The following is a 7,306-nucleotide window of genomic DNA, read 5'->3' on the forward strand; positions in this document are numbered from 1 at the left end:
AGGTGTCGGCGTGAAAGACTTTGAGGGGCTCTCAAACGAAAAACGCCGCGACCGGCCCTTCGGCTGCCGCGGCGTTTCTGTTCTTTAACCCCACCCGACCTCGCTCCGTGGGGCCGCCCTCTCCCGCAAGGGGAGAAGGAAACGGCGCTACTTCCCCGCCTTGGTCTGGGCGATGTAGTTGTCGATCACGCGATCCAGCACGGTCAGCGGGGTCATGCCCGCCAGCAGGCCGGCGTCGTGGAACTTGCGGATGTCGAACTTGCTGCCCAGCGCCTTCTTGGCGCGCTCGCGGGCGCGCAACCAGGTGATCTTGCCGACCATGTAGCTGCAGGCCTGGCCCGGCCAGACGACGTAGCGTTCGATCTCGGTGATCGTGCCGCTCTCCTCGTCGCCCATGGCCTCGGCCATGTATTTGACGGCCTGCTCTCGGCTCCACTTCTTGTAGTGCATGCCGCTGTCGACCACGAGGCGCACGGCCCGGAACAGGGCGTCGTGCAGCATGCCGATATGGCCGAACGGGTCGTCCTTGTAGATGCCCATCTCGACGGCCAGCTGCTCGGAATACAGCGCCCAGCCCTCGGCGTAGCCCGAGTTGCCGATGGTCTTGCGCAGCAGCGGCAGGTCCTTGGCCTCGTTCGACAACGACAGCTGCAGATGGTGGCCTGGAACGCCTTCGTGCACCGTCAGGGTGGTCAGGGTGAAGCGCGGCTGCTCGGCGGTGTTGCGCAGGTTGATCCAGTAGATCCCCGGCCGCTTGCCGTCCAGCGAGGGTGAATTGTAGTAGCCGCCCGGCGCGCCGGCCTCGATGGCCTTGGGCACGCGGCGGATTTCCAGCGGAGCCTTGGGCAGCTGGCCGAAATAGGCCGGCAGCTGCTTGTCGATCCACTTGGCCTTGGCGTTCAGGTCGGCGATCAGCTGTTCCTTGGCCGCGTCGGTGTTGGCGTAGACCTGCTTGGGATCGGTCGCCAGGGCGCGCATGCGCTCGCCGGGCGTGCCCTTGGTGATGCCCTGCTTGTCGAAGATCTGGCCGATCTCGGTCGAGATCGACTTGACCAGGTCCAGGCCCAGCTGGTGGATCTCGTCGGGGGTCAGGGTCGAGGTCGTGTAGTTCTTCAGCGACACGGCGTAGTAGTCGCCGCCATCCTTCAGGCGCCACACGCCGGCGTCATGGGTGGCCTTGGGGCGCACGCTCTCCAGCAACGCGATCTGGCGCTTCAGCGCGGGCAGCACCGAGGTCTCGTAGACCTTGCTGGCCTCGGCCGCCCAGTCGCCGGAGATGTTCTTTTCCTTGGTCCGGCGAGCCACCGACAGCACCAACGGCGCCTCGGCGGTCGGGGTGTCGGCGAAGGCCTTCATCTGGACCAGGGCCTTGTCGATGATGAAGTCCGGCGGGATCACGCCGTCGGCGTAGTCGCGCTTGGCGATGGCCGACTCCTGGTCCATCAGCCGGGCGAAGGCCTCCATGCGCGACAGATAGGCGTCGGCGTCGGCCTTGGTCTCGATCGAATGCTGGGTGTCGAGGAAGTCGGGATACGACTGGTATGAACCCGTCAGCTGGCTCAGCACATAGGGCGCGCCCGAACCGCCGCCGGCGTAGGTGAACTTGGAGTTGCCCTCGTCCTGCACCGCCAGGGTGAACTCGACGGTGTCGTAATTGACCACGTCCATGCCGCTCAGCGCCTTGCGGTCGAGGGCGCGCAGGGCGGCCAACTGCTGCTTGGTCTGGACGACGCCCGCATCAATGGCGGCGAACGAGCGGTCGGCCAGTTGGGCCTTGGTCCAGGCCAGCTCGCCGACGTCCAGGCCCAGGCTGGTGGCCGTCTCGGGCGACTGGCGCAGCTGCTTGGCCATGATGGCGTCGAACAGGGCGTTGAGCTTGGCGCTCTCGCCAGAGGCCTGAGCGAGGGCCAGGCCCGGGGTCGCGGCGGCCAGGCCGACGGCGACGGTGGACAGCAGCATCTGACGGCGGTTTTGCAAGGTGGGGTCCCCTTCCCTCGATTTTGAACGCAAAGGCGTAGAGGGCCTTGCCCCTCGCGGCAACGGCGCCGGCATTAATTTCCGGTCATCTTGCGGCGGAGCGCACGTTTCGTGCGGCGGAAAGCCTAGCTCAGCGTCACGAACAGCTCGTTCTCGATCATCCACTGGCCGGTGACCTTGCGCCAGGTCGCCAGGTAGGTTCCGCGAGTGTCGACCGCGCCCCGCGTCACGCCGACCCAGGTCCCGTGCTCGGCGGCCCGGTCGCCGGCGGCGTCCAGTTCGATGCGGTCGGTCGTGCGGACATAGGCCACGAAGGCCGGATCGGCGAACTGGGCCGCGAAGGCCTCCAGCACGTCGCGCGCGCCCAGGATCAGCGCGCCGTCGCCGACGATCACCTTGATGTCCGGCGCGAGGAACGGGGCCAGGCGGCGGGCGTCCTTGCCGGCGATCAGCTTGTTGGTCAGCTTGCGACGCGCGGCGATGGCGTCCTGCGGGGTGGTCATGCTCGTATCGGGGCTCGTATCCGTGGCGGGCGGCGCGGCCCGGTATAGGCTGGCGCGGCAACTTCCGGAAAGCCGATGATTCCTCCGACCCTGACCACCGCTCGCCTGACCCTGAGCCCGCCCGAAGCGGCCGACTTCCTCGACAGCGCCGCCATGTGGGGCGACCCGATGGTGACCCGCTATATCGGCGGCCGCACCTCGACGCTCGAGGAGAGCTGGCAGCGCCTGCTGCGGGCCCGGGGTCTGTGGGCGATGCTGGGCTACGGCTACTGGACGGCGCGCGAGACGGCGAGCGGCCGTTATGTCGGTGAGGTCGGCTTCGCCGATTTCCATCGCGGGATCGAACCCTCGATCGACGGGATTCCGGAAATGGGCTGGGCGCTGGCCAGTTGGGCCCACGGCCAGGGCTTCGCCAGCGAGGCGATCGCCGCGGCCCTGGCCTGGGCGCGGGACCAGTGGGGCGACGCGCCGGTGGTCTGCATCATCGACCCCGACAACGCCCCATCCCTGAAGCTGGCCCACAAGATGGACTTCATGGAGGTGGCGCGGACCACCTACCGCGAAGCGCCGACGGTGCTGCTGCGGCGGGGGTGAAGCAGGGCCGCCCCTCCAGGCGGCCGCTGACCGAGCATGGACTGGCCTGCGAACCGCGCCTAGATCGCCCGAACCCGGCTTGCCTCAAGGTGCGAGATTAGCTGTCCGACCGAATTATAATCGGCGTTTAGTTATCAGAATTCATGAACTCGCCTGAAAGATCCTCCCCTCCCGCCTCAGAGCTTCACCTTGCCGCCATCTTGGGATGGTTAACCGGTCATGCTGCGAATACATGTTGAATTTTCAAATACAGTTGATTACATAGGCACCGAAATCATCGGTATCCAAAATATACTTTTTATTATTTGTACATATTATAATACAAATTCCAGCGCCGTGACGATTTGTCACATGCAAATACTTGGTGATACGAGCACGGAAGCCGGAACTCTTTCATCCATGTTAATTGGCGAGCTCCAATCCTCGTCTCCGGGTCGGCGCGATAGTGACAGGCCGAGAATGGGGTTGGAGCATGCCGAAATTTCGCAATCTATCGATCATGGCGCGCCTGCGCCTGGTGGTGCTGTTCGCCGGAATCGGTCTGGCCGTGGCGATTGGCGTCGGCTTGCTGAACCTCTCGGCCGCCATGCACGAGGACATCTCGCTCAAGACCCGCAGCCAGGTGGAGACGGCGGTGTCCGTCGCCCAGCACTATGTCGATGAGGCCAAGGCCGGGCGGATGAGCGAGGCGGACGCCAAGGCCGCCGCGATAAGCGCTCTGAAGTCGATGCGCTATGGCGGCAAGGAATACTTCTGGATCACCGATCTCGACACCCGGATGGTGATGCATCCCAACAAGCCGGCGCTGGACGGCGTCGATGTGTCCAAGGAGCGCGACCCGAAGGGCAAGGCGCTGTTTTCCGAGATGACGAAGGTCGCCAAGACAAACGGCGCGGGCTTCGTCGCCTACATGTGGCCAAAGCCCGGTCACGACAAACCGCAGCCGAAGATCTCGTATGTCGCGCTGATGCCCGCCTGGGGATGGGTGATCGGAACCGGGGTCTATGTCGATGACGTCAACACCGCCGTCGGGATCGCCGCCCTGAAACTGGCCGGCATCGGCGTGGCGCTGCTGCTGGTCGTCGGCCTGGGCGCGACCCTGCTTGGCCTCACCATCACCCGCCCTATCCTGACCTTGACCCAGCGCATGAGCGGATTGGCCGAGGGCGACAAGGACAGCCCGGTCCCCTTCGCTGACCTGGCCAATGAAATCGGCAGGATGGCCCGGGCGCTGGCGATATTCCGCGACGCGGCGCTTGATCGCGAGCGCCTGGAGGCCGAAGCCGAGGCCATGCGCGACGAAGCCGCCGCCGACCGCCTGCGGCGCGAAGCGGCCGACCGGGCGGCGGCCGAAGTGCAACAGCGGGTCGTCACTGACGTCACCGTCGTGGCGGGGCGGCTGGCCGCGGGCGACCTGACGGTGCGGCTGAGCGACGATTTTCCAGGCGCCTACGCCGAATTGCGGGACAATCTGAACGCCGCGCTCGCGCAGCTGGCGGTCGCCATGAAGGCCGTGCGCGACAACGCCCATGGCATCCAGCACGGCGCCGACGACATCGCCTCGGCCTCCGATAACCTGTCGCGCCGGACCGAACAGCAGGCCGCCACGCTCGAAGAAACCACCGCGGCCTTGGGCGAACTGACCGGCACCGTGCAGCGTTCGGCCGCCGACGCCAGTCAGGCCCGCGTCGCCGTCGCCGTGGCTCAGGAGCAGGCTCAGCACAGCGGCGTCATCGCCGACCAGGCGGTGGCCGCCATGGGCCAGATCGAAGGGTCCTCGCAGCAAATCCAGCAGATCATCGGCGTCATCGACGAGATCGCCTTCCAGACCAATCTCCTGGCCCTGAACGCGGGCGTCGAGGCCGCGCGGGCTGGCGACTCCGGCCGGGGGTTCGCGGTCGTCGCCCAGGAAGTGCGCGCGCTCGCCCAGCGCTCGGCCGAAGCGGCCAAGGAGATCAAGGTCTTGATCGGCGCCTCCTCCCGGCAGATCGGCGACGGCGTCACCCTGGTTCGGGAGATGGGCGGGGCGCTGCAGGATATCGTCGGCAAGGTCAACGAAATCGACGTGCTGATGCGCGGCCTCGCCGGCCTCGCCGCCGATCAGTCCGAAGGCCTGGGCCAGATCAATATCGCCATGCTGCAGATCGACCAGAACACGCAGCAGAACGCGGCGATGGTCGAGGAGGCGACCGCGGCGGTGCACTCGTTGAAGAACGAGACCAACGAACTCGCCGATCTGGTCGGCCAGTTCGAACTCGACGACGCGAAAACGGGCGTCGAATTCGCCGCCGACCCCCACCGATTGCGCGCCTAGCCCTTCATCAGGCGCGCCCGCGACGCGGCTGTCTCGCCTTCATCCTTCACCCCGTGGCCGCCGGATTTCAGACGAATCCGGCGCCCGCCGAACCTGGACAACGTCCATGCGGTCCATCGTGCTCTTCGCCCTGCTCGGCGGCCTTTCCACCGGCGCCCAAGCGGCCGAGCGGTCCTCGACATCGCCCGCCCCCGGGCTGACTTGGCGCAACATCACGCTCTATGGAACCCTCGACGCGGGCCTGACGCATCAGTCGCACGGCGCGCCGCTGGACAGCGACTATCCGCAGGGTCTCGAGCACCTGATCTCCAAGAACAGCGACCGATCGGTCACCGCCTTGTCGCCCAACGGCCTGAGTCAATCCAAGCTGGGCCTGAAGGGCGCCGAGCCGCTCGGCCACGACCTGTCGCTGATCTTTCAGATCGAGACCGGATTTTCGCCGCTGTCGGGCCGGCTCGCGGACGGACCCAAGACCCTGGTCAAGAACAATGGCGTGGCGCTGAACCGGCAGACCTCGAACGGTGACTCCAGCCGCGCCGGTCAGGTCCTGCAGGGCGTCGCCTTCGTGGGCGTGACGTCAAAGCGCGGAGCGTCGCTGACCTTCGGTCGGCAGAACGCCCTGATGCTGGACAATATCATCGCCTATGATCCGCAAGGCGCGTCCTACGCCTTCTCGCCCATCGGCTATTCGGGCTTGGCCGGCGGCATGGGCGCCACCGAGGACGCCCGCGTCGATCGCGCCCTGAAGGTCCGATACGCGCCAGGCCCCTATCGCCTGACCGTGCTGTACAAGCTCTCGGGATCGGAAGGCGGGGCGCGGCGGGTCCACGCGGTGGATCTTGGCGGCGACTATCGCGGGGTGTCGGTGGACGCCATCTACAATCAGGTGCGCGGGGCGATGTCGGCCTCGTCCCTCAGCGCCACGCATCTGGCCGCCGGAGCGCCCGCCGCGTCCTTGGCGGCCACGATTTCCGACAATGTCTCGTATGGCGTGCAAACCCGGTACACGACCGGACCGCTCAAGCTCTACGGGGGCTGGGAGCGGATCGCGTTCAGCAATCCCAGGACGCCGCTGCTGGCGGGCCGCGAGACGGTCGGCGGCTATCGGATCAGTGTCGTCAACAACGCGGCTTACCAGCATCGCAAGGTGATGGACATCGTCTGGACTGGCGCGCGGCGTGCCATCAATCCCCGCCTGGACGCGGCCGCGGCAGTCTATCTCTACACCCAGAACAGCTACAGCGGCGATGGCTGCGACGACGCCCGTTCAGCCGCCTGCGGCGGCCGACTGCTGGCGACGTCGCTGTCGCTCACCTACAAGACCACCCCTCGCTTCAACCTCTATGGCGGCGCCATGTACTCCAAGGTCGAGGGCGGCATGGCCGCGGGCTTCCTGCACACCGCCTCGATCAATCCGACGGTCGGCGCCCGCTTCAATTTCTGAGCCGCGGAGCGCCGCGACGGCGGCCTTCACGTGACGAGGACGGGTCTGACCCTTACGCCGCCGCCATCTGCTGCTTGACCCGCTCGGCCAGGGTCTTGATGTCGATCGGCTTGGGCAGGAAGGTCACGCCGGTCTCGCCTTCCAGCAGGTCGCTGAACTCGGCCTCGGCGTAGCCGCTGATGAACATCACCGGGGCGTTGCCCAGATAGGCGCGGGCCTTCTTCAGCAGGGTCGGGCCGTCGATGCCGGGCATGATCACGTCGCTGATCAGCAGGTCGATGGTGCCGGCGTGCTCCTCGGCGAGGATCAGGGCCTCCTCGCCGTCGCAGGCCTCCAGCACCTCGTAGCCTCGGGCGCGGAGCAGGCGGGCGGCGACGCCGCGCACGGCGTCTTCGTCCTCGACGAACAGGATGCGGCCGGCCCCCGACAGGTCGCGCGGCGGACGGGCCTTGGCGACTTCCGGCGCGGCGGCGG

General features: G+C 66.8%; 6 protein-coding genes. 3 read left to right on the forward strand and 3 right to left on the reverse strand.

Annotated features, from left to right (window positions below; genetic code table 11):
* Positions 1 to 147 precede the first annotated feature (147 nt).
* Together WAL33_RS03800 and WAL33_RS03805 are read right to left on the reverse strand one after the other, a co-directional pair.
* Positions 148 to 1,977 (reverse strand): DUF885 domain-containing protein, encoded by a 1,830-nt coding sequence (locus WAL33_RS03800; RefSeq protein WP_422178643.1) that lies wholly within the window; start codon positions 1,975 to 1,977, stop codon positions 148 to 150.
* A gap of 125 nt (positions 1,978 to 2,102) precedes the next feature.
* Positions 2,103 to 2,480 (reverse strand): YybH family protein, encoded by a 378-nt coding sequence (locus WAL33_RS03805; RefSeq protein WP_422178645.1) that lies wholly within the window; start codon positions 2,478 to 2,480, stop codon positions 2,103 to 2,105.
* Between the two features lie 75 nt (positions 2,481 to 2,555).
* Between WAL33_RS03805 and WAL33_RS03810 the strand changes: the two genes are divergently transcribed.
* The 3 genes from WAL33_RS03810 to WAL33_RS03820 all read left to right on the forward strand — a co-directional run bounded on the left by WAL33_RS03810 (position 2,556) and on the right by WAL33_RS03820 (position 6,832).
* Positions 2,556 to 3,074 (forward strand): GNAT family N-acetyltransferase, encoded by a 519-nt coding sequence (locus tag WAL33_RS03810; protein WP_422178646.1) that lies wholly within the window; start codon positions 2,556 to 2,558, stop codon positions 3,072 to 3,074.
* A 472-nt stretch (positions 3,075 to 3,546) separates the two neighbouring features.
* The gene (locus WAL33_RS03815) at positions 3,547 to 5,388 is read left to right on the forward strand and encodes a methyl-accepting chemotaxis protein (protein ID WP_422178648.1); all 1,842 of its coding nucleotides are present in this window, start codon (positions 3,547 to 3,549) and stop codon (positions 5,386 to 5,388) included.
* 106 nt (positions 5,389 to 5,494) lie between these two features.
* Entirely contained in the window at positions 5,495 to 6,832 is a 1,338-nt protein-coding gene (locus WAL33_RS03820; protein ID WP_422178650.1) for a porin, read from the forward strand.
* 52 nt (positions 6,833 to 6,884) lie between these two features.
* Here the strand turns inward: WAL33_RS03820 and WAL33_RS03825 are convergent.
* Positions 6,885 to 7,306 (reverse strand): response regulator (locus tag WAL33_RS03825; RefSeq protein WP_422178652.1); only part of this gene is annotated, 422 nt, incomplete at its 5' end.

The organism is Caulobacter sp., from assembly GCF_049283275.1.
GTDB lineage: Bacteria > Pseudomonadota > Alphaproteobacteria > Caulobacterales > Caulobacteraceae > Caulobacter.